The sequence below is a fragment of the Mucilaginibacter lappiensis genome, from assembly GCF_050433765.1.
In the GTDB taxonomy this organism is placed as follows: domain Bacteria; phylum Bacteroidota; class Bacteroidia; order Sphingobacteriales; family Sphingobacteriaceae; genus Mucilaginibacter; species Mucilaginibacter lappiensis_A.
Genome location: NZ_JBNPWP010000007.1, coordinates 172,780 through 194,387, shown reverse-complemented (window position 1 = coordinate 194,387; position 21,608 = coordinate 172,780). Strand labels below are relative to the sequence as shown.

11 protein-coding genes are annotated in these 21,608 nt (G+C 41.4%); 1 reads left to right on the top strand and 10 read right to left on the bottom strand.

What is annotated here, in order from left to right:
* Positions 1-64: 64 nt before the first annotated feature.
* From treF to M2273_RS20970, 10 genes are all read right to left on the bottom strand, one after another.
* The gene (gene treF, locus M2273_RS21015; RefSeq protein WP_429399734.1) at positions 65-1,630 is read right to left on the bottom strand and encodes an alpha,alpha-trehalase TreF; all 1,566 of its coding nucleotides are present in this window, start codon (positions 1,628-1,630) and stop codon (positions 65-67) included.
* Between the two features lie 451 nt (positions 1,631-2,081).
* A complete protein-coding gene (locus M2273_RS21010; protein ID WP_429399733.1) occupies positions 2,082-3,167 on the bottom strand; it encodes a bile acid:sodium symporter family protein in 1,086 nt (361 codons plus the stop codon).
* A gap of 25 nt (positions 3,168-3,192) precedes the next feature.
* Entirely contained in the window at positions 3,193-4,113 is a 921-nt protein-coding gene (locus M2273_RS21005; protein WP_429399732.1) for an RraA family protein, read from the bottom strand.
* A gap of 23 nt (positions 4,114-4,136) precedes the next feature.
* A complete protein-coding gene (locus tag M2273_RS21000) occupies positions 4,137-5,414 on the bottom strand; it encodes an amidohydrolase/deacetylase family metallohydrolase (RefSeq protein ID WP_429399731.1) in 1,278 nt (425 codons plus the stop codon).
* Positions 5,415-5,519: 105 nt separating this feature from the next.
* Entirely contained in the window at positions 5,520-6,728 is a 1,209-nt protein-coding gene (locus M2273_RS20995) for an aminotransferase class V-fold PLP-dependent enzyme (RefSeq protein ID WP_429399730.1), read from the bottom strand.
* Positions 6,729-6,757: 29 nt separating this feature from the next.
* Positions 6,758-7,213 carry a RidA family protein gene (locus M2273_RS20990; protein WP_429399729.1) on the bottom strand — a complete coding sequence of 152 codons (456 nt, stop codon included), beginning with the start codon at positions 7,211-7,213 and terminating at the stop codon, positions 6,758-6,760.
* A gap of 131 nt (positions 7,214-7,344) precedes the next feature.
* Entirely contained in the window at positions 7,345-8,874 is a 1,530-nt protein-coding gene (locus M2273_RS20985) for a SusD/RagB family nutrient-binding outer membrane lipoprotein (protein ID WP_429399728.1), read from the bottom strand.
* A 19-nt stretch (positions 8,875-8,893) separates the two neighbouring features.
* Entirely contained in the window at positions 8,894-12,295 is a 3,402-nt protein-coding gene (locus tag M2273_RS20980; protein ID WP_429399727.1) for a SusC/RagA family TonB-linked outer membrane protein, read from the bottom strand.
* A gap of 172 nt (positions 12,296-12,467) precedes the next feature.
* On the bottom strand, positions 12,468-13,433 hold the full coding sequence (locus tag M2273_RS20975) for a FecR family protein (protein WP_429399726.1): 966 nt from the start codon (positions 13,431-13,433) through the stop codon (positions 12,468-12,470).
* A gap of 218 nt (positions 13,434-13,651) precedes the next feature.
* On the bottom strand, positions 13,652-14,230 hold the full coding sequence (locus tag M2273_RS20970; RefSeq protein ID WP_429399725.1) for an RNA polymerase sigma factor: 579 nt from the start codon (positions 14,228-14,230) through the stop codon (positions 13,652-13,654).
* A 446-nt stretch (positions 14,231-14,676) separates the two neighbouring features.
* Here M2273_RS20970 and M2273_RS20965 point away from each other — a divergent pair, with 446 nt between their 5' ends.
* Complete coding sequence (locus M2273_RS20965; protein ID WP_429399724.1) at positions 14,677-21,126, top strand: alpha-2-macroglobulin family protein; 6,450 nt, start codon at positions 14,677-14,679, stop codon at positions 21,124-21,126.
* Positions 21,127-21,608 lie beyond the last annotated feature (482 nt).

Below are 21,608 nucleotides of genomic sequence, written 5' to 3'. Positions count from 1 at the left end.
CATTAAAAAAGATTTTAGTTGCATTTTAATTTATTAGCAGCAAGCGGTAATTATTCAAATAGTATTATAACTGATCAACCTGATAGTGGTTCAGCAAGTTTAGTAAAACACCATTTGTCCACCCAAAGCCGTCCTGCAGGGGGTATTCTCCGCCACCAGCTTTTGCATCAGTATCCAATACATTGTATTTTTCCATTAGCTTACCGGTATCGCCAAAAACCCTGATATTGGTACGGATCCATGTTTCAGCAATTGATCTGGCCAAAATGTTTTGATTATATTTATTTAAACCATCAATGGCCATATATTGCAATGGCGCCCAGGCATTAGGACTATCCCACTGCTGCCCTGATCTGTTAAACGTAGTAAGGAGCCCGCCAGATTTAAAAAACTTTATTTTAAGCGCTTTAGCCATTATTTCGGCCTGTTTGGCATTTGCTATTTTAAATTCAAGTGCAAATACGCCAGCCAGGGTTTGATGAGGGGTAATATGATTTAGTTTCCAGTTATAATCCATAAACCAGCCGGTACCTGCGCTCCAGCTATATTTTTGTATGGCCTTTTTACGCTGTGTGGCTTTGGTTAAATAAACACGGTATTCGCTGCCTTTCCCCTGTAATTGGAAAGAACGGGCTATAGATAGCTCCAGATGATAAAGCAGGCAATTGAGATCAACCGGAATAATATTGGTAGTTTGAATGGTTGCCAGCTTACCCGTTGTATCAAACCAGCGTGTGCTAAAATCCCAGCCCGACGCTGCAGCCGCCCGGATGTTCCGGTAAAAATCGCCTGGCTTTTGCAAGGTTGTTTTAGCAGCATCTACATCCTTTTTAAATGATTCTTCCCGTGGTTTGTCAGAGTCGTCCCAGTAACGGTTCAGTAATTCGCCGCCGGGCATCCGTACCACCATACGGTGTGCCTGACCTGGTTTTAGTTTGCCGGCGCCTTCCATCCAATAGGCATATTCTTTTAACAGCTCGGGCTGATATTTAACCAGTACTTTGGGGCCGTTATCTTTAGCCAGCAGATCAAGCATTAATGAAAAAAACGGAGGCTGTGACCGCGTTAAATAATAAGTGCGGGTGCCGTTAGGGATAAATCCATACTTATCAATCAGGTAGGCAAAATTATCGATCATATTTTCAATGACCTTTGTTTTATGGCTCTCCTGCAGGCCAAGCATAGTAAAGTATGAATCCCAGTAATACGTTTCGCGGAAGCGTCCGCCGGGAACTATAAAATCATGGGGCAAAGGCAACAATGATGAATATTTTGAAACCGTATCATGCCTGCGGTAAAGCACCTGCCAAAGGGTATCTATATGTTTGCGTATCCCCATTGATATATCGCTCTTAAAGGCGTCATTGTGCGTACCGGGAATAAAAAAATTATCGTTCACAAACTGTTTCAAATCAAATTCAGGCTTATTTTTTTGTGTTTCATAATCCTTCATGATCAGTTCAGGGCTGCGCTTGGGTGTAGCATCAACAAATATCTTATTATCAGGAAATATGTCAGTAAGCTGTACCGCCTCAAATAAACCCGGAAATAATTGTCTTGGAGTAAGGTTTTGGGCATATGCAATTAAAAAAACAAATAACAGTACTAATGTTAAAAGTGATTTTCTCATGGGTCAGTTAATATAATTGAAGCATGAAGGTAAAGAAAAAGCTTATAATATGTTAAGTCGGGTAAATAATTAACACTTTACCATACAGGTAATCAATTAATAATAGGGTTGATTAAAAAGTGATGTGTATTACTGCAAAAACTGCAAATTTTGAACCTTTTAGTTGATTAAATTTGAGGATCAGCTGCTTAGCTTATGAATTTAGTTTGCCTGTGCGGGTCATATTTCCTTAAAAAATGAATTGCGTTGATCACTGCAACTTTAACATCTTCTTGAAAATACATACATTTTAAAGCGATCATCTTCGGGCGAACGGAAATTTATTACCAGGCGGTGTATGAATGTTGGGGAGAATTTTGTACAAAGCGCCGGGCAGGCATGAGCTACCAAAATAACTCATGCCTGCCGCCGCGCATGTTTGCGGGGAGCTTTACCTGTTGTTTTCCGCGAGCTATTGTTCTTTTATCGGCTTACGATGCCAGTAATTTGCCAGTAAAGAGCCGGTGATGTTCATCAAGGGGCCAAATACGGCCGGGGCTAAACCAACGGTGGCAATTTTACCCATCTCCTTGGCCAAACCCGATGCCAGGCCTCCGTTTTGCATTCCAACTTCTATAGCCATTGTGCGGCAATCACGCTCATTCATTTTAAACAACCTGCCCGACCAATAGCCCAGGGTATAGCCCATCAGGTTATGGATCAATACCAGGAAAATCAGCATAAAACCAATGTTGAGCAAACTGCTTCGCCCGGCTGCGGTAATGATCACGATAATGAATGCAATACCAAACATAGATACCATTGGCATAACGCGCTCCAGCCACTTTGCTCTTTTAAGCAGGTATTTATTAAACAGAATACCTACTCCAATGGGTACTATCACCATTTTGGTAATATCCCACATCATATTCAGCATATCTATTTTAATAAAGGCGCCTCCAAGCAGTTTCATCAATAATGGTGTAAAAATTGGCGCAAGCATGGTTGAAACCGCTGTAATTGTAATAGATAAGGCCAGATTGGCCTTTGCAAGGTATGATATAACATTTGAAGCCATTCCATTTGGCGAACAGCCGACAAGAATTATACCTGCTGCAATTTCTGGTGGAAAACCGCTCAATTTAGCTAATGTAAACCCCAACAATGGCATGATCAGAAAATGGCTGAATACACCAATAAATACCCCTTTAGGCATTTTAATTACACCTGCAAAGTCTTTGATGCTCATAGATGTCCCCATGCCAAACATGATAAGTTGTATAAGTGGTGTAATGAGCACAGCCAGTTTAACTCCGTTTACCTGGATAAAATACTGCGGATAATATAAAGCGGTGGTAACCGCGGCAAAGATGATAAGCGTGTAAGAGAAACCTTTAAGCAGTGTAAATCCCCGAAACGAAATGGCCAGCGTTACAAAAAAAGCGATCAGAAATGGTCCGACCTGTTCTATACTTCCGCGGTAAAAAAAGGTAGCCGAAATAAGCAGGCATATCACTGATAATCCTGCTACTATCTTATAAATATTAAAACTATTCAATTTATTATAATTTAAGATTGTATAACTACCAGGTTCTTTTCTCCATGAAAGCATCTAACTGCGCGCGTGTCATTTTTACTTTGTTTGGATTTTGATCCAGCCATTTCAAAAATGCCTCCCTGATAGTGCTTGTCCACTGACTGTCAATTTCGCCCGTGGTAAACTTACCCGATTTAAGCATAGCTTGTCCAAATTCATCACGGAGGGCGATAAATTCTGCAGTGGCTATAACCTTTTCTGCTAAATGAGCAGGGATAAACAGCACACCCTCTTTTTCGGAAATAACCAGATCGCCGGGCATTACAATAGCATGTCCTATTCTGATGGGTGTATTAAGACCCATCAGTACCATCTCTTCCAAATAGGATGGGTCAAAATCACGAACAAAGGCATTGAAACCCGGAATACTTTTTAATCCCTGCAGATCCCGAGCCGAGCCATCAAAGATCACCCCGTTGCCTGATTTACTGAATATGGAATTGCCCAGGTTGTCGCCTATTAATGTTCCTCCCTTTATTTTACCAAAACCATCGGCCACGTAAACATCACCTTTTTTTAATACATCAATAGGCCATGCATTGGTATTACCTTTTCGGCCTTCCTTTGCGCCCCGTTCCTTTATATTTTTTTCTACATCGGGGCGGCTGGGCATAAACATGGCTGTTACAGCACGGCCAATTACAGGCACATCATCATTCACCATTTTCCAGTTACCCTCAAACTGGTTATTGTAACCTTCGTTTCGTAACACCGTCCAGGCTTCTTCAATGCCGATGTTTTTGGCACGTGCAAGCAGATCATCCGGTATTTTGGGCCTGCCGTCATCAAAACGCTCGCCTTTCCACTCCGACGTGTAAAATATCAGTTGATCTTTTGATATTGTTTGCGCCTGGCTATTTGTATAAAACAGCATGAGCAGCAGGCAAATTTTAAAAATACTTCTCATTTGGTTATATAGGTTAAATTTGGTTATTGAACTCTGGCAATTGACTTCGCGGGTATCCTCGGCGCCATAATCGGCGTGGCAATACCGTTCAAATCATATACTATTTTTCCGGCGCGAATGGTCATTTCGCATTCTAACTTCTTGTCGGCGGCAATTTTGTAGCCGGTATAATCAAACAAGCCAAAAATACCTTTACGAATATTCAAAATGGCAACATCGGCATCTGAACCAACAGAAAGGTTTCCCAACTCTTCATGTTTAATTTCTTTTGCAGGATTTGAGGTACTGGTTTGTATTACTTCAAACAGGCCCATTCCTATATTGAGAAATTTGGACATAGTAGTCAGCATATCTTTCATAGCATTATTCATACTGCCTGTATGGATATCCGTACTGATAGAATTTGGGAAAAAACCATCTTTCGCGGCCGGTATGGCCTGAGAAAAAGCAAAGCTGATACCACCATAACCAACATCAAAGTAAATACCCCGCTTACGTGCTTCCCACACAAAGGGTTTTATTTTTTGGGTATTCAGATCAACAATATACTCCCTGCTGTCAAGCTGCCCAAAACAATGTGTAAAAATATCGCCCGGACGCAAGTGTTTCATAAACAACTCCTCGATAGACAATGGTGGATTACTGCCTCCAAAGTCGATCATAACCGGCAGGCCGCCGGCCATGTTTCCTGCTTGAACGGCATGGTCAACCGCAACCCATTCGTGGCCTTCATAATGTGCAACTTTAAACCCAACTACGTAATTCCGATAACGGCGGGCTATTAACGCGGCCATTTTAGGGTCCATATCGTTTGAGTTTTGTTCATAGCCACCCCGCATGCCTTCGCCCACAATGTTGATGAAAGCCAGCACCCTCGTTTGCGACTGGTCTATTGTTTGTGCCTTAAATGTAGGGAAAGTGCGCCATCCCGAGCTACCTGCATCAACCACTGTGGTAACGCCATTGCGAAATGTAAAACCATCAGGAGGTATGGCCAGGTTACCGTTTTCGTACTGATGATCAGGCTCGGTACCATAAAAATTGTGTGAATGGATATCAATCAGCCCCGGTGTAACATACAAACCCGTAGCATCAACAACCTGCAAGCCCTGCCTGGCGTCAATGCTTTTGGCAACCAGCGCTATCTTACCATCCTTTACCGCTACATCCATTTCAGCATCGATGTTATTTTTGGGGTCAATTACGTGCCCGCCTTTAATCACAATGCTGTAGGTTTGCGCGCTTAAAGCCATAATAGTCAAGCCCATGGCTGCTATTATCAAGGATATTTTTTTTCTCATTTTTAGCTTGTTATAATTTAAATAGTACAGAAAACTTTAGGCAATATTTATCCTGTCAGAGCAGGATTACCCGTTCTGTAAAGCAATGAATCAATGTAAATCAGCTTAAACTACCTGTTGTAAAATGGCCTTGACCTTACTGGCAACTACATCTATCTGGTCGGGCCTTAACAGCACCACGCCAATAATCAGTGTGTCATTATGTCCATTAGCCACTATACTTGGCGTACCGCTTTTTAGGGCCGCCAGCACATCTTTAGGTTTTGTTTTTACTTTGGTTTGATCCCAGGTTACATATAAACTTGGGAAAGCATTAGCCGGTCCGGGGTTGACCACTATTTTGCTTTTTACCGTTGGAATGGTTTCTAATCGGGCACCAATATGTTTTGCCCGTTGCAGCCAGTCATCCCACTCTTTATGATGATCTTTTTCGAGGTATGCTTTTAAGGCGGCGTACATGCCAAACATTTCTTCTTTATTCACCTTCATCGGTCGGCCTATTGGTGCTTCATTAGGGCTGTGATTGAGCCGGGCAGCGGTTATCAGGTCTTTACGACCGAATAGTAAACCAGCACTTTGCGGCCCGTGGATCATTTTACCTCCCGAAAAAGTAACCAGATCAAATCCCATTTTTTGAAATTTAAACAGGTTCTCTACCGGGGGTACGTCTGCTGCCGCGTCAATAAACGTAATGATGCTGTGTTTTTTGGCAATTTGTAAAAACTGCTCATGTGTAATGCTGCTTTTTTCGCCCGCATTAAAAAACAAGGCCATCACTGTATTGCTGTTTATCGCGTTTTCCATACCCTCCGGACCATCTACCTCAATGATCTTCGCGCCTGTAGTGCTTACAGCCTGATCAAACAGATACCGGTGTGTTTTCTGCATAATAACTTCAGGCCTTGGGCCCGGGAGGTTAGGCAGTTGTTTTATTTTATCCTGGTTAGTACCTGTTATGGCTGCTGCGGTCCCTAAAACTATGGCGCATGAGGCTCCGGATGTTACCATGGCTGCTTCAACATGAAGCATTTCGGCAATCCTGGCACCTACTTTATCCTGTAGTTCATACATGTTGGCAAAATCATGCGAGGTTGAGTTAATAGCCTCCAATACCTCAGGCAGCATCAATGAACCCGATAAAAAGGTCATGGTTACCCCTGCATTGATAACCGGGGTAACATCAAGCTCTTTGAAAAAATCGCGTTTAGGCGTGGAAACCGGTATGGGAGTGGTATGTAAAACGGCCGCTTTGCCTATAAATCCGCTGGCTAGCGGTAGTATAGTAAGGCCTTTAATAATATCTCTGCGTTTCATATTAATCTGTATAACTTAATTTGACACTGCTATATATAAGCGATACAATCCATCTCTACCAGTGAGTTTCCCGGAACACCACCCTTAGCTACAGCCACAGTAGTACGTACCGGTGGGTTTTTACCAAACCGGCCTTTGTAAACATCATTCATGCCCTGGTAATCGGCAATATCATTCAGGAACACGGTTACTTTTAATACTTTTTCCATTGATGAGCCTGCTTTTTTAAGCTCGCTTTCAAGCTCTTTCAATACAATTTCGGTATGGGCCTTGATCTCAAACGGCTCAACATGGGCGCCCTTGCCGGCTATAAAAATCATATTACCCAATTTGGTAGAACCGGAAAACAAAGGCACATCCTGGTGTGTGGTAATGTTGTTAACTTCTTTCTCTTCGCTTTTTACAACATCTGCTTTTGCGAAACCGAATATTGAAATCCCGGCTGCCGAAGCCAGCATTTTTTTTAAAATTGATCTTCTTTCCATTGTTATGATATTTTGATTTAGCGTTTAATGTTTATTATAAATAATAGCCAGCGGCATGCTTATCATGTTTTGAAAAAAGCATATCCGGCATGGGCTGGCTATTGTTAATCAACTGTTACTGACCAATATGATCAGGGACGATCCCACCAGATACGGGTCAGGAACTCATCCGGGCCCTGACGGGCTATTACCGCATTATAATTGGCCCTGTTTAAATTTTGCTCGGTTGTAGGATATAACATCCTTCTGAATATCTTGCCGCCTGTAGCGTTACCTACGTAATTGTTAGGGATCAATGCCGGATAGCCGGTACGCCTGTAGCTTGCAAATACTTCCTGCGAATTAGGAAACACACCAACCCAAAACTGGGTGTAGATCTGTTCCATTTGTGCATTGAATGTACCTGTGGTGTTTAGGCGGTGATAGCTCAGATAGGTCTGGATCTGGTTGTTGCTGATGGTAGCCCCAAACAGTGCCCATTGACGCATAGACGCGCTGATACCGTTCTCATACAAGGTACTTGCGCCCGATGCGGTATACCAGCCACGCAATGCAGCTTCGGCCAGCAGGAAATTGGTTTCGGCATTGGTGAGTAACAGGTAAGGGCTGTTCAGCTGTAAAATTGTTCGCGGATTAGGCTCCGAATAGGTTACAAATACAGCATCGGCCGGTTTCGCGCTCAAACTGGATGACATACCCTTTTGGATAGCAGCTGTAGTATCAGCAAGCTTATTTACCCAAACTACCGAAACAGCAGCCAAACGGGGGTCTTTGTTATTTTTTAAATAATCAATAAACACATCCTGGTATTTACCACCTTCGGGGTTAGATGTGCCGTTTGCTCCAATGAAATCAGCGTTAAGCATACCCAATGCAAGCGGGTTTTTATTGATATCCTGACCCGCCGAAACGTAACCGTTTACTTTTGCTATATCGGCATCCGCGGTGATCACACCACCGGCAATTGCTTTTTTTGCCCATGTTTCGGCACCTGCAATATCAACCTTGGTCATACGCATGGCACAACGGAGCATTAATGAATAGGCAAACTTTTTCCACTTGTCTACATCGCCGTTATAAATCAGATCCGCGGCACCAAAAGTTGGTTTTGCCGCATTAAATGATGTCGCGGCCTCATTCAGCTCTTTCAGGATATCAGCATAAATGTTTTTTTGCTCATCATACGCTGGCATATAAACAGCGTCTGTAAACCCTTTACCGGCCTGCGAATACGGGATATCCCCATACAGATCGGTTATCCGGCTAAAACAATAAGCCCGCCATATTCTGGCTGCTGCCAGCAGATTAACCTGGTCTGCATTGCCGGTAACAGAGGTGATTACCTGCGTAACCTCGTTGATCTCCTTTGGATAGGCAATGTCAAATACTCCCCAGGACTGTGAGCTTTGACTAAGCACATACTTTGCGCCAAACCCGGCCACATCATTGTAGCTGGTGGTATATTGCATGGTGCCCTGAAGCAAATCTAACACATCGCCCGCTCCATCTAACTCGGCTTTGGTAAACACGAAGGCAGGTGTAGGGTTGGCAGATGAATTGGGATTGGTATTAATTGCCTCAAAATTTTTGTCGCACCCTTGTAAGCCAATACAAGCCGTTAATAACAAAAGGGTTAATTTGGGAATAAAATATTTTTTCATGTTAATGATTTTTTCGGAATTAAAATTTAACCATCAGATTCAATCCATAGCTTCTTGTTCTTGGTAACCCGAAAGATTCAAACCCCTGACTTGATCCATTTGTAAAGCTCGATTCAGGGTCAAAATTGTCTGTCTGTTTATAGATGGTTAACAGATTACGTGCAACAAACGAGATTGAAGCGTTTTGTACGCTTATGGCTTTCAGTAATTCAGCAGGAATGCTGTAGGAAAATATGACCTGGCGAAGCTTCACAAAACCGGCATCGTGCAAAAACAGCTCTGAGTAAGATTTGTAGTTATCGTAATAGCTACGGAGGTTTGATACGGGCACCGTTCTTGAATATGGATTGCCGGCCTGGTCAACACCGCTTAACTGTAAGCCGCTTTCCCTCCCCGGTAAGGTTGTTTTCATTAAACCTAAACGGGTACCATAAACCTCCATCAATGAAAATATCTTGTTACCGAATTTGCCATCGAGCAGGACATTTAAAGAAAACCTTTTATAACGGAAATCATTAGAGAAACCCATGGTTATCGGAGCAACTCCTTTGCCTAAAGTTTGCAGCCCTGTTGCAACAGGTAAACCCGTGGTAGCATTGAATACTGTTTGCCCATTGGCATTTTTCAGGATACGCGTGCCTACTATTGAACCATAGGATTGGCCTACAATGTTGTTGATGTATGCCCAGCCATTAACAGAGGATGCCATCTGGATTTGGTCGAGCCCGGCAGCCAGTCTTACAACTTCATTTTTGTTATAGGCAAAGTTATAGCTGGTAGTCCAGCCAAAGTTTTTAGATTTAACAGGGGTGCCGTTTAACAATAGCTCAATACCTTTATTGCTTAGTTCCCCAACATTTAAGATCACGTTGTTGTAACCGGTAGTTCCTGATATGGCTGTAGAAACGATATCATTAGTGGTTTTTCGGTCATACAAGGTGACATCAAAACCCAAGCGACTGTTAAATAAACGCGCTTCAATACCAGCTTCAGTGGTGGTTGATGTATAAGGGCGAAGCTTTGAATTGGTAATGGTTGTGCTGGAAACGTTTTGCAATGGCTGGCCCGAACTTGGCACCATAGTAAATGCCTGATTGATTTGATATGGGCTTGGCGCACCGCCGCCTACTTGTGCATACGAGGCCCTGAGCTTGGCATAGCTGATCACCTCAGGCAGTTTAAATGCTTCAGAAAGAACAAAGCTACCACCTACCGAAGGGTAGAAAAGACTGTTGTTTTGAGGGCTTAAAGTAGAGAACCAATCCTGACGGCCGGTAACTGTTAAGTAAGCAAAGTTCTTATAACCAATATCGGCCGAACCCATCAATGAGTTTATAGCCGTTTTGTTATTGGTTGGCGTGGTTGAAATGGTGGAAAGGTTGGTTGAACTATAAAAATAAGGTATAATATAGTTGCTGCCTGTAATATTGCTTTCATTATAAACAGAGCGCTGCTGGTTAGCACCAACAAAGGCTGTTAAAGCAAAATCATTGGTTATTTTACCATTATAGTTAAGCGTTAACAGGCCGTTAGTTTCAGAAGCATCAACTTTCAGTTCGCTATATTGCCCGTTTGGTACATACAATGTGCCGGTTGGCAGTATATATTGATAGTTATAATAATAAAAGTCGCGACTTACAACACCTTTTAATGACAGGTTTTTAATGATCTCGAAAGTAATACCGGCCTGGCCAATGAACCGGTTCTTGTTGTCATTTTCTTTAAACTTATTGGCTACGAAATAACTGTTAGACGCAATAGAAGCATCGTTCCAGGCAATCTCATTACCATTTGCATCATAGCCCGGTTTTAGCCACCTGATATCAGCGGTATTGGCAATCATATACGGTGTCCAGTTGGGGTTACCTAAAGCATCACCGGCTGTGGTTCTGTTATTTGCCGTTTCAATATTATACTGGGCTAAAGCTTCAATATTAATACGTTTACCCAACTTACTGTTAATGCTGAGATTAGCGGTTTTACGGTCGTAAGTTGTATTGGGCAGCACGCTTTTGCTGTTTAGGTCCGCAGCCGAAAAACGGTAGGTAATTGCTTCTGTACCCCCGGTAAAAGCCAATGTATTGGTAAAAGTAGACCCGGTTTGGTAGAAGTTTTTAATGTTATCTTTCTGAGCGCTGTAAGGGTGGGTAAGCCCATCTGCCGCCACATAAGGTGAACCATCAATTTTTGCACCGAAAGACCGGCGGCCTGTCTGGATAGCCTCGCCTTGTGTTGTTGGTTTCACACCATTATCTCCCTGGCCATATTCATACTGCCAGTCAGGAAAAACAGCAGGCTTTTCCATAGTATAAGACGAGTTATAATCAACACCAATACCTTTTTGTGCACGCCCTTTTTTTGTGGTGATCAATATGACGCCATTAGCAGCCCTTGCACCATAAAGTGCCGCTGCCGTACCGCCTTTAAGTACACTGATAGACTCAATATCATCCGGATTAATCCCCGCTATGCCGTCGCCACGGTCAACGTTACCAGCACTGCCATTGGTTGTGGCGCTGCCACCCGGTACTGAGTTTTCAAGCGGCATACCGTTAATTACATACAAGGGCTGATTACCGCCTGATAAAGAGCCGTTACCACGAATAATGACCCGGCTTGATCCGCCCGGACCTGTGGATAAACCAGTGGCATTTACACCGGCAACTTTACCGGTAAGCGCGTTGGCCACATTGTTTTCACGGGCTTGTGTAAACTCATCGCCTTTTACTTCTGTAACAGAATACGCCAAAGCTTTTCGCTGACGCGAAATACCAAGGGCTGTTACCACAACTTCGTTCAGTTTACTGGCTTCTTCTGTTAATTTAACATCGATAACATTGCGGCCGCCAACTACAATTTCCTGGGTTAAATACCCTATGGATGAGAATACAAGTACTGCATTTTCATCAGGTACATTAATGCTGTATCTACCATCGGCGTTAGTGCTGGTTGCCATCTTGCTGCCTTTAACCTTTACTGTGGCACCTGGTAAAGCACCGGTATTATCTGTAACCCTGCCTGTTACTTGCACTGGTACTGCTTTTAGTGGCCCGGCGGGTATTACCTGCTTTTTTTCAATCAGGATCATATTGCCCGACAGTAAGTAATCCATGCCCAATGGATCAAGTATTTTTGATAATACCAAACCCACTTTTTCATTTTTAACCTCAATAGTCACCATTTGATCGGTAACTATTTCGTTACTGAAAACAAAACTCAGCTTGATCTCTTTATTGATTTGTTTTAATACATTTTTAACAGGCATGTTTATCACTTTTAGTGATATGGGAGTATTTAAGTCCTGTGTAATGTGGCCAACGGCGCTTGTTTTGAAGCAGCAAACGTATAAAAGCCCCGTGACAATGACTATCCTGCTTACGGCTTTACGCAGCCGGTTAGAGGACAATGATTTTTTTGTCATATATTTGATGAAAATTTGTGGTGATTAAATGCCCTTACGGGAAAAACTATGAATTGTCAGAGCGTCAGCTCGATAAGGTTGGATGTGCTGGAATCACATTCAACCTTTTTTTATGGTGTCTTTATGATGTCTATAGGCAATCAGTTTTAAAGTTTAACATTCAGTTTATTTATTAAAATAGTGTATATACGTTCTTGCTAATGTTGTACTTAGAATGTGTGAGCCTGGTAATACCATTTAAAATATCAGGCAGTGTTTGGTTCTGAAATATCGCCGTGATACGCTTAGTAGCCATCTGCTGATTTGATATTTTAATGGTTACAGCATATTTATTGCTTAAAGCTGTAGCAACATCTGCCAGTGTAGCGTTCTCGAACATCAGTTTATCATCCAACCAGGCAATAGCATCTTCAGGGTCTGCTATACGGCTTATTGTGAAGGCCCGGTTTATTTGATCAGTGGTAGCACATAATCCGGGGGTAAGTATAGCATGTGCTTTGTTGCTTTGATCAACTACGCCTACTTTACCCGTTAAAACGGTCACTTTTATCGGCTTTTGCTCATTATAGGCGCTAACCGTGAACGATGTGCCTAAAACCTGTGTTTTTAATGTGCCCGAATAGATGATGAATGGTTTCTTATCATTGTGCACTACTTCAAAATAAGCCTCGCCTTTTAAATAAACTTCTCTTTTATTGTCACTAAATTCTTCCGGGTACCGCAAATCGCTATTTGCGTTTAAGGTAACACGGGTGCCGTCAGCTAATGTTATTACCTTGGTTTTAGCTGGCAAAGAATGAGCCGTTAAATATTGGGTATCAATAGCCGCTTTCTTATGTACACTTATAGTACACACAAGGGATATTAAGGCCAAACATGCTGCATACTTAAAAATCCTCCTGATGTTATAACGTTTTTGCGTTTTCTCTTTGATATTTATATAAATATCACTCCAGTTTACGTCATGTTCGCTGGTTGTCCCGGCCGATTTCATCCAATGGCTTTTCAGTACCTTGTCAAAATCAGCATCGTTTGGGGAATTTTTAACCTCAGACATCAACTCATCAAATTCCTCCTGAGTGCAGGCATTGTTGATGTATTGGTCTAACAGATATGATATTCTTTGTTTATGGTCCATTATTACTGTGCAATTACATTAAAGACACAGCAAAGACACAAACGGACTAATGAAAAATAAAAAATTTTAATCTTTTTTTTTAATTCGGTGCTGTTATTAGCAAAAACATCTGTTTTTTCTTAAAAAAAAGCCAAAAACATAGCTAAAATATCGCTAAATGATTATATTTTTCTATAAAATTAAAAAAATTATTAATTTAATCTACAAAAGCGACTGATTTATTGCAAATTATGGAAATTTACAAACATCAGGATAAGGATAATTGTCGGATCGACACCATTTTGGGTAAGGTACCCCCTGATAGAAGCTAATGCTGAAAGCAAATGGTTTTTTACGGTATGTTTCGATAAATTTAATTGAGATGCGATATCATCGTAACTCAAATCGTTGTCCTTACTCATCTCGTAAACCAGCCTGCGCTGCGGGGATAGCTGGCTTACTGCCATATGAATAAGTTTTTTGTATTCAGATACCTGCACTACTGATTCTGTATGATTATAACCGGGTACTGCAACGCTTATTAAATGATTAACAAGCCGAAGATCACTTGCAGCCTTTCTTAAATAATTTAATGAATAATTACGAACAATAGTATATATGTACCCATCCAGGTTTTTTACACTGCTCAGTAATTCGCGATTTTGCCAAATTTTTATAAATATTTCCTGGGTAATTTCCTCTGCTGCATATTGCGATTTTGCAATAGCATAAACCTGCGTATAAACCTGACGTTTATACTCCTCAAATACCCGGCGAAATTCAAACTCTGGCTGTGTTTTCGGGATATCGCTTTTCATTAAATCTCCAACAAGTTCATATTATGTTAATTATAAAATTTTTCATCTAATGTAATGAACGTTTTTCTCATTTTAATAAATCATTGCAAAATAATTAACCCATTGATAATATTTTATTAACGGAGGTAAGAATGGATGTTTCTTTACATCCCGAAATAATTACTGATATTAATGACAAATCTGCGCAGCTACTAATTTATATAATTCACCAGTCTTCAAAAAGCGACCATTCTAAAAGTTCAATATTATGTTGGATGATTTCTTGGGGTAATACCCTAAGATAACTGAGATCGTCACAAACTATAGCCTATCATAAGTTTTGGTCAAGGCTAAAAAATATTCCGACCCATTATGGAAATGAGACTTGATCTGCATCTGATAAATAGTTAAATATTTTTAATGATCATTTATATTAATTTTATAACTATCTATCAAATCTAAATCTTATGCCTTCACAACGTTTTAATGCATTAAAATACCTGCTCATTATCTGCTTTTTAGTGGGTATTAAACCAGCATCTGCTCAAAATAAATACCGGGATATTGGTTTCCGGATTGATTCATTGGCAAATATAGGTCTGCCAAAATCAGTTCTGAAAGAAGTGGATAAGCTTGATGCATTAGCCCATGAAAACAACAACGCTCCACAACAAATACGGGCCGCTATTTACCGCATGACCTTTCAATCTTATTTGGAAGAAAATGCCTTAATTGCTATTATCAGCCGCCTCAAAACAGCTATTGATCAATCGCAGTTCCCGGTAAAACCAGTGTTACAATCCATACTTGCCGAAACCTACTGGAAATATTATCAGCAACACCGCTACCAATTTAGCCAGCGCAGCCTTTTGGAAAAACCTGATAGTGATTTTACCAAATGGGACCTGAACACTATTATCGCTGAAACCAGTCATTTATACCAGCTTTCATTAGCCGAAGCCCAAAAGGAACAAAACACGCCAATTGGCATACTTGACGGCGTTTTAGTGGGCGACCAATCTACCCGTTACCTGCGGCCCACATTATATGACATGTTGGCACAACGTTCCTTTGATTTTTACCTGACGGATGAACCTGGGCTTGTAAAACCTAAATTACCATTCCAGCTGAATGACCCTGCTTTATTTGGCGACAGCCGCGCTTTTTCTGCATTACACTTTAACACTGTTGATACAGCTTCAAGCCATTATCAGGGTATAAAATATTTACAGCAGGCTACTTTATTCCATTTACAAAAAAATGAGCAGGAGGCCCTGGCAGATGTTGATTTGCAACGATTACGATTTTTGTATGCCAAAGCTACAGTGCTGCACAAAGACTCCTTGTACCTCTCAGCATTACAACAAATAGCATCAAGCTTTTCGACAAAGCCTATAAGCAGCGAAGCATTGGTATTATTGGGACAGTTTTACCAGGGGGTGGACAGTTTAAAAACAGCAAACAGTTATTTTAAAAAGGCGGTTGCTGCTTACCCGGAAAGTTTGGGAGGCAAAAACGCTGCTATATTGATCAAACAGATAGAAGCAAAAAACATTGCAGCAACTGTAGAAGAAGTGAACATACCGGGGAAACCTTTATTGGCTTTATTAAATTATAAAAATGTTACATCAGCCAAAATTGCTGTTTATCGTTTATCTGAAGCTCAGTTAAAAGAATATTCAGAGGGGCGCAATCCGCTATACCCGGATAATGAATATTCCAGGTATAAGCTTGATTTTTTAAAGAAACTTAAGCCGGTACAAACCCATGAGTTTAACTGGGCAAACATGGGTGATTACCACAACCACAGTACAGAAATAAAAATTGACCCGTTAACTCCCGGTAATTATGTATTGCTTGTTAAGGATGCGACATCAGATGATGAAGCGTTAACCGGACTGACTAATTTCAGGATCAGTGGTCTGGCTTATACTGCAAGAGGTAACCCTGATAAAAAGATTGAGTTAAGGGTAATGGACAGGGAAACCGGTAAACCATTAAGTGGGGTACATGTTAATTTAAGCGGCAGGTATTGGGGCAATAAAAGTTCGTCTGCTACTCAAACATGGATAGATACCAATGAAACCGGCGTAACCAATAAAGAAGGCTTATATATCGCCAGTAGTCCTTTAAATAATGGCGCATCAATCAATCTGAGAATTAAAAGCGATACCCTGACCGACGGATCAAAATATATAAATGGTGCACAGGATCAGACTAATAACAATGAATACCCCGAAGATAAAACCGTTTTATTTACCGACAGGCAGATCTATCGCCCCGGGCAAACTATTTATTTTAAAGGCTTGCAATTGCAAACCCTAAATGACAAAAGTAAGATCATGCCTGATAAAAATGTGGAGATCTCGTTTTCGGATGTTAACGGCAAACAGGTTTCGTTGTTAAAATTAAGAACCAATGAATTTGGCACGTTTAGCGGCAACTTCATTATTCCGCAAAATATGCTGGGCGGTAACGTGGAATTAAAAACGGAAGACGGATCTATAGAAGTTAAAGTTGAAGAATATAAACGCCCTACCTTCCAGGCGGAGTTTTTACCCGTTAAAGAAAGCTATAAGTTAAATGACTCTGTTTCTGTTAAGGGAAATGTAACGGCCTTCTCTGGTTATGGTTTATCGCAGGCTAAAGTGGCCTATCATATTACACGCTCGCAAAACCGCATCTTTTTTGATAATGTACGCGGACAGGCATTATATGGCTCGCGATATGCTCCATCTGAAACGGCCGAAATAAAAGCAGATACCATTACCACCGATGATCAGGGCAAGTTTACTATAAAGTTTAAGGCTATCCCCGGCGAAACGGATAAAACACATACCGCTAATTATACCTATGCCATCAGTGCTGATGTAACGGATGCCAGCGGCGAAACCCATTCGGCCCAAACAACGGTTATTGTTGGCAATAATGATATTATGATAGATGGCTACATACCGGAAATGCTCTTTGCCAAAGATTCTATAAAGACACTGGTAAAAATTAATAATTTAAATGGTCAGCCACAAAAAGGAACCGTTAATGTGGAAGTTTATGCTTTGCAAAATCCCGACAGAATTTTCAAGAACAGGTTGTGGGCAAAAAGGCCCGATCAATTCATCATCAATAAAGATGATTTCAAAAAAGATTTTCCCGAATATACCTGGCAAAATGAGGATGTGTTTTCAACATGGAAAAAGCTAAAGCAGGTTATCAGTTTAAATATAAAAGTTGACGGCGAAAAACCAGGCATCATTGATCTGGAGCCCTTAAGGAAGGAAACATCAGGAGTTTACCAGGTAATTATCAATGCCCGCAATGAAAAAGGGGATACTACTTCTATTACCAAATATGTTAACCTGGTTGCACAACCACCCAGGCCATTAGGATATAACAATTGGGTTATCCCGGTATTAAATACGGTAAAGCCCGGTGAACAGGCGGAATTTTTGGTTGGCGTGGGGGAAAAGATCAATGTATTGATGGAGCGCTATCACGGAGCCAAATTAATATCATCAAAATGGATCACTATTGAAAAGGACCAGCAAAGTATCAAGATCCCGGTATTGGGTAATGATAAAGATGTAACCGTTCAGTTTATGATGGTGTATCAGAACAGAATATACAGCAGTTATCAAAAAGTATACCTCGCTAACCCGGATGAAACGCTGAAGATCAAGCTTCTTACTTTCCGTAATAAATTGCAACCCGGCGAAAAGGAGCAATGGAAATTACAGGTAAGTAATCAAAACAATGAAAAGCAGGCAGCCGAAATGCTGGCAGGATTATATGATGCCTCATTGGATGATATAAGCCCGGCACAAAGCTGGAAAGATATATTAAACCCGCCCGAAAAATATGAGCCAAACTACTTTGCCTGGAACAGTTATGATTTTATACGGGAAACAGCTACACAACCCATTGCCTATAAACAATTTGAAGCTCAGGTAATACGAAATTATGAAAAGCTAAGCCTGTTTGATTATAACTATTACGGTGGCTATAACCAGGGTTACCGTAATTACCTGGAAAAAGTAAAAGTAAACACCCGCGTAGCACAAAATGACAAGCAATTAGAAGCCGATTATTTAAAAAATGCAGCGCGTGTTAAAAATGGTTATGATATAAGCGGTGTTGTTAAGGATGCCCAAAATGGCTTAACACTTCCCGGTGTAACAGTGGCCATAAAGGGCAGTAATATTATTACCAATACAAACTCCAAAGGATATTTCAAGATCAGGGTGCCGGTTAAGGCTAAGCTTACGTTCATTTACTTAGGATACAAAAGCAAACAGGTTTCAACCACAAAAAGTGAAACGCTGAACATAAAATTAGAATCTGACGGTAAATCGCTAAATGAGGTAGTGGTGGTTGGTTATGCTTCTCAAATGAAAAGAGAAACGACTGGTGCCGTTCAATCTATCATGATACGGGGAAATAGTTCCATTTATGGTTCAAGGGCTGCGGATTCAGCGCTTGAATCACCCCTTGCAGGTATGGCAGCGGGTGTACAAATAACTCAGGGTGCCCCCGGTGCTACCGATAAAGTTGTCATGAGAGAGATTTCACTTAAACCTAAACCAATTGTTATTCGCAAAAACTTTAATGAAACTGCCTTCTTTTACCCACAATTACGTACAGATGATAAAGGTCAGATATTGATTGAGTTTACCATTCCCGAAGCTTTAACCAAATGGCGCTTTAAGGCCCTTGCACATACCAAAGAGCTACATACAGGGTATATCGAAAATGAAGTGGTTACCCAAAAACAACTGAGCATCAGCGCCAATATGCCGCGCTTTTTACGTGAGGGCGATACGCTTACGGTTTCGGCAAGGCTGGCAAATTTAACAACCGGGCAATTAAAAGGGAAAGTTAACCTGCAACTTTTCGATGCGCTGAATATGCAGCCTGTTTCCATATTGCAAAACCCTGCAGATGCCAGTCAGGATTTTGAGGTTGCCGCGGCAACCAATAAAGCGGTGTCATTTAAGCTCATTATACCTCAAGGATTGGATGCCCTCACCTACCGCCTTACCGCCGGGGCCGGCCAATACAACGATGGCGAAGAAAACACAATTCCGGTATTGCCCAATCGTATGCTGGTTACCGAAGCCCTGCCAATGATGGTACGTTCGGGCCAAACCCGTGCTTTCACTTTTGATAAGTTGCTGAACAATAAAAGCACTACGCTCAAAAACAAGACCCTTACGCTTGAATACACGCAGAACCCGGCATGGTATGCGGTACAGGCCTTGCCTTACATGATGGAATTTCAATATGAATGTTCAGAGCAAATCTTTAGTCGATATTATGCCAATAGTCTGGCTACCAGCTTAGTAAATCGCATGCCGGTTATTAAACAGGTGTTTGATCAGTGGAAAAGCAGTAACAGCCCGGAACTATTATCAAATCTCGAAAAAAACCAGGAACTAAAAGCCACTTTACTGGAAGAAACACCCTGGCTGCGCGATGCCACCAGTGAGTCCGAACAAAAAAAGCGCATCGCTCTGCTTTTCGATCTCAATAAAATGAGTAATGAATTGCAGTTGAATCTGGATAAACTCCAGAAAAAACAATTGCCAGATGGCGGCTTCCCATGGTTTGCCGGCAACCAGGCCGACCGTTATATCACCCAGCATGTTTTAGCCGGCATCGGTCAGCTTTATTATTTAAATATTGCTGATGATAAAAATCAAACCCTAAAAACCATAAAAGATAAAGCGATTGGCTATCTGGATGATCAACTGATTGAAGATGATCAAAAAGCTAAAAAATTAAAAGGATATGGAACACAGGGCATCAGCTCAACAGAGGTACATGCCTGGTATGTGCGCAGCTATTATTTAAATAAACCCATGAGTGCAGCTTTGAAAAACAGCTTCAGCAATTACTTAAAACGTGCCGAAAAGCAATGGGTATCACAAAGCATTTATGAGCAGGGCATGATCGCTTTAACCATGCAGCGTAATGGTAAACCTATTGTCGCGAAAGCGATCATCAGATCGTTGATGGAAACCGCGCAGCAATCAGATGATCTGGGTATGTACTGGGGTAAAAACCAAAGCGGGTATTACTGGTACCAATCGCCCGTTGAAACCCAGTGTTTGTTGATAGAGCTATTTACCGAAGCCGGGAATCAGGATAAAGCAGTGGAGGAAATGAAGATATGGCTACTGCGCAATAAACAAACCAGCAACTGGAAAACTACCAAAGCAACAGCAGCAGCCTGCTATGCCTTGTTACTAAAACAAAGCGACTGGTTATCTCCAGGTGCAACATCAGCGATTAAATTAGACGGAACCCCATTGAATGAGGTAAAGCCCGACATCAAAGCTGATGCAGGTACAGGTTATATAAAAACCAATTGGGCTGATGAGCAAGTTAAACCGGGTATGGGCAAAGTGGAGATAAAAAACAATGGAAAATCCATTAGTTGGGGAGCGATGTACTGGCAGTATCTGGAACAGTTGGATAAGATAACACCATCACAAACTGATATTCATTTGGAGCGAAAGTATTTCATTTTAAAACAAACAGACACGGGCCCGGTATCAACAGCTGTTGATGCGACGCATCAACCCAAAACTGGTGATCTGCTCAAGGTAATAGTTTACCTGAAAGCCGGGCGCGATTTTGAATATGTGCAATTAAAAGATATGCGCCCCGCAGGTACCGAGCCGGTTAATGCATTGTCTGAATATAAGTACCAGGATGGTTTATACTATTACCAGGTGACCAAAGATGTGGCTACCAACTTTTTTATCAGCAATTTAAATAAGGGAAATTATGTTTTTGAATACCAGTTACGTGTTGCACAGCCCGGCAATTTTTCAACCGGAATAGCCTCCGTTCAATGCATGTATGCCCCGGAATTTAATGCGCATAGTGAAGGGATAAGAATTAGTTTTAAGCCTTAACCGGAACGTAAAACAGCTTCTTGCTGTTGAAGCAAGAAGCTGTTTTTTTATTTAATGATATAAGGTTACAAAATATAAATGAAAGAGCAACAACCGGTAGGTGCCTTATGGGAGTCGAACCCTGCCGCTTACGCGGTTTCACCAGCGAAGTATCACCCGCCTACGACATCTTTCATTATGCTTTAAAAAGGGCAAAAAGCAACCGGTGAGATTTTTTTAGATTTAGACCACTGCAATTACTTGCAGGCAGAACTCGAATCTGCACCTTTCCCCACAGGGAACATCATACCGAAGTAACACCAGTTTACGGCACCTTTTAAGGTTTAGGTATTCATAAATTAAAAGAAGAGCTACAAGTAACCAGCGTTTGGTTTTTGCGTGACAGGCGAAGTAACACTAATCTACGGCATCTTCTTTATTTCTTAAGGGCGATGGTCAATATGCGCTTTTACCGCTCTACCAACTGAGCTACAATGAATTGC